Raw genomic sequence first — 2,862 nt, forward strand, 5'->3', positions numbered from 1 at the left:
GCGGCCTGCGCCTTGGCCCTTGCTTCGACAACGGAGAACGGCTGCGCGCGCTTGGCAGCCGCGATCTCTTCGCGCTTGTACGTCTCGATCTTGGTCAGGATGTCCGACATGTCAGGCTCAGCCGTTGGAGACCGCGATCAGATGCTTCAGCCGTGCATTGGCCGCGCCGCTATCGAGCGATTTTGCGCCAATCGCGACGCCCTCCTTGAGGTCCTTGGCCCGCCCGGCCACGATCAGCGCGGCGGCAGCGTTCATCAGCGCCACGTCGCGGTAAGCGCTCGGCTTGCCGTTGAGCACGCTTTGCAGCGCAATCGCATTGGCGTCGGCATCTCCTCCCTTGAGCGCACCGGGCTCGCAGCGCGGCAGCCCCGCTTCCTCCGGCGTCACCTCGAAATTCCTGATCTCGCCATTGTGGAGCGAGGACACGAAAGTCGGGCCGGTGAGGGTGATTTCGTCGAGGCCGTCGGAGCCGTGCACCACCCAGGCGGATTCAGAGCCGAGGTTCTTGAGCACCTGCGCCAGCGGTTGCACCCACTGCCGCGAGAACACGCCGACCATCTGCCGCTTCACGCCGGCCGGATTGGACAACGGGCCGAGCAAATTGAAGATCGTGCGGGTGGCGAGCTCGACCCGGGTCGGGCCGACATTCTTCATCGCGGGATGATGGGCAGGGGCGAACATGAAGCCGATGCCGCATTCGCGCACGCAGCGCCCGACCTGCTCCGGCCTGAGGTCGATCCTCACCCCGAGCGAAGCCAGCACATCGGCAGCGCCGGAGCGCGAGGACAGAGCGCGGTTGCCGTGCTTGGCCACCGGCACGCCGGCGCCCGAGACGATGAAGGAGGCGCAGGTCGAGACGTTGACCGAGCCAGAGCCGTCGCCGCCGGTGCCGACGATGTCGATGGCGTCGGGCGGTGCAGTCACGGTCAGCATCTTGGAGCGCATCGCCGCGACTGCGCCGGTGATCTCGTCCACGGTCTCGCCGCGCACCCGCAGCGCCATCAGCAGGCCGCCCATCTGCGAGGGCGTGGCTTCGCCCGACATCATGGCGTCGAAGGCGGAAGCCGCTTCGTCACGCGACAGGCTGGCGCCGGTCGCCACTTTTCCAATGATCGATTTCAGGTCGTCCATCGCGTGCTTTCAACTCACTGGTTCGCGCCGGTCACCTGCGCGAAGGCGGCCTGATTAATGGTGGTCCCGATGTCGGTTTCAAGCTTGTTGACGTACGCCGCGACCTGCTCCTCGGTCTGCGCCCGGTCGAGGCTGTCTTTCAGCTTCTTGACCGCGTCGGAGGCCGCGTCGACCGCGGGATCGATGATGTCGGTGACGCGGAAGACGATCACTTCGCTGCCGCCGCTCACGGGCGTCTGTCCGACGCCGTCCTTGGCGGTGCGGAAGGCGGCCGCCACAACGGTGCCGGGCACGCCGGCGGGCGAGTCGTCGCGCTTGAAACCGGTCGCGGTCTCGACCTTGGCGCCGATCGCTGCGGCTTCATCGGCAAGCTTGCCGCCTGTTTCGAGCTTCTGCACCATCTCGGTCGCCTTGGCCTTCAGCTTGATCGCGATCTGGTCCTGGCGCCAGCGGCCCTCGACCTGGTCGCGGACCTCGTCGAGATTGSGATCGCGCGAGGGCGTGATGGCGAGCACGTCGTACCAGACATAGCCGCCCTTGAACGAGATCGCGTCGTTGTCGACGCCGACGTCGGTGTTGAAGGCCTGCGACACCACGTCGAGGCCCTGCGGGACGTTGGCGACCGGCTGGCCGTTCGGGGCGCGGCCGGAACGGTCGACGGCGTCGATGGTCACGGCGGTGAGGCCGAGCTTCTGCGCCGCGTCGATCACGCTGGAGCCGCCGCCGCGTTCGTCTTCCATCTTGTCGCGGAGATCGGCGACCTTGACGCGCGCGCGCTCGGTCGCGATCTCGCGCTTGATGTCGCCGACGAGGCTGGCGTAGTTCGCCTCGACGCCCGGCTCGATCTTGTCGACCTTGACGATCGCGGTGCCGAGACGGCCCTGGATCGGCTGGCTGATCTCGCCCGCGGCAAGCGCGAAGGCGGCGTCGCCCACCGCCGGGTCGAGCGACGATTTGGTCACGAGCCCGAGATCGACGTCGGAGGCGCTCAGTCCGCGCTCCTTGCCGAGATCTTCGAACGACATTCCGCCGGCGAGGCGCTCGCGTGCGGTCTGCGCCTCGGCCGCGTTGGGGAACACGATCTGGTGGATCTGGCGCTTCTCCGGCGTGCCGAGCCGGTCCTTGCGCTGTTCGAACACCTTCTTCGCGTCCTCGTCGGAGACTTCGGTCCATTTGCCGATCTCTTCCGGCGAGATCACGACGAAGGCGATCTTGCGATATTCGGGCGCGCGGAACTGGACCTTGTGATCCTCGAAATAGGTGGCGAGCGCCTCGGGCGAGGGCGCATCGATGGTGCCTGCCTGGGCCGCGTCGAGCCTGACGAACTCGATGGCGCGCTGTTCGTTCTGGAAACGCGTCAGCACGTCGATCATCGCCTTCGGCGGCTCGAGGCCGGCGCCGATCGTGCCGGTGATCTGCCGGCGCAGCGACACCTTGCGCTGCTCGGAGACGTAGCGCTGCTCGGTATAGCCGAAGTTGCGGATCACGGCCTGGAAGCGGTTCGGATCGAAGCTGCCGCCGACGCCCTTGAAGTTGGGGTCGTTCATGATGACCTGGCGGATCTGGTCGTCGGACTGGCCGAGCCCGAGCCGGCGTGCCTCTTCGTCGAGGGCTGCTTCCGCGATCGTCTGCTGCAGCACCTGACGGTCGAGGCCGAAGGCGCGGGCCTGATCTGGCGTCAGCGGACGGCCGAACTGGCGGCTGATCTGTTGCAGGCGGTCGGTATAGATC

Annotated in this window: 2 protein-coding genes and 1 pseudogene; all 3 read right to left on the reverse strand. The window is 67.1% G+C overall.

Going from position 1 to position 2,862, the window contains the following annotated elements:
• A pseudogene (locus tag AC1D00_RS34690) lies at positions 1–110 on the reverse strand (indole-3-glycerol phosphate synthase TrpC); the annotation flags it as partial.
• A gap of 7 nt (positions 111–117) precedes the next feature.
• The gene (gene trpD, locus AC1D00_RS34695; protein WP_477013785.1) at positions 118–1,131 is read right to left on the reverse strand and encodes an anthranilate phosphoribosyltransferase; all 1,014 of its coding nucleotides are present in this window, start codon (positions 1,129–1,131) and stop codon (positions 118–120) included.
• Between the two features lie 14 nt (positions 1,132–1,145).
• A partial coding sequence (locus AC1D00_RS34700; protein WP_477013786.1) for a peptidyl-prolyl cis-trans isomerase occupies positions 1,146–2,862 on the reverse strand: 1,717 nt, incomplete at its 5' end.

This window comes from Bradyrhizobium sp. P2_E8, assembly GCF_056403875.1.